General features: G+C 39.5%; 1 protein-coding gene. It reads right to left on the reverse strand.

The genetic code is table 11. The annotated features are described in order from the left end of the window. Positions 1–27: 27 nt before the first annotated feature. On the reverse strand, positions 28–495 hold the full coding sequence (locus tag FD44_RS10155; RefSeq protein ID WP_003587210.1) for a Dps family protein: 468 nt from the start codon (positions 493–495) through the stop codon (positions 28–30). Between the last annotated feature and the right edge of the window lie 148 nt (positions 496–643).

A 643-nucleotide genomic window follows, 5' to 3' on the forward strand; every position in this document is an offset into this window, starting at 1 on the left:
TAAGCCTACCGATTTTTTAATATTATTTTATTCATCAATTTCCGGCGCCGACCCAAGCTCTGCCTGAATCATCCAGATTTTCTTCTCAATTGCGGTTTTGAGACCAATGAAAATATCTTGGGTACTGAAGTCTTTTTCAACATCGGATACTTCAATGCCGTGTTGGTAAAGGTCTTCCAAGTAACGATAGCCATCAACTAAGTGTGCGAGGCGTTCTGGGGTTGTTTTGTCCCATTCACCAGGCCAGTCTTGAATCTTAGTGTTTTCGGCCATTTCTTTTAAGGTCGAGTAAGGACTGCCATCAAGCGCAATCAGCCGTTCAGAAATGACATCGAGTTGGCTGTCAATTTCTTCCATGAACTCATCCATCAAGGGGTGCAACTTCAAAAAGTTGGGTCCACGCATGTACCAATGCGTCTGATGGATAATCATTGACATCTGGCTCAAATCGGCAACGAGTTGATTTAATACTGCTTTGGTTTTCGTATATTTCATTAGATTGATCTCCTTTCGATATGGTTATTATAACTTAGTGGTAGCTTAATGTGAAACGTTATACACTGGCAAATTAAGTTATTTATAGCCCGTAGAATTAAGTCGTTTTGAAAAGATGGAGACGTTATATGGTAGATTGTAAAATTAA

The organism is Secundilactobacillus malefermentans DSM 5705 = KCTC 3548, assembly GCF_001436395.1.
GTDB classification, from domain to species: domain Bacteria; phylum Bacillota; class Bacilli; order Lactobacillales; family Lactobacillaceae; genus Secundilactobacillus; species Secundilactobacillus malefermentans.

What these genes read in the sequence shown, in the direction of transcription:
- FD44_RS10155 (WP_003587210.1), bottom strand. Translation starts at nt 495, where the DNA reads ATGAAATATACGAAAACCAAAGCAGTATTAAATCAACTCGTTGCCGAT.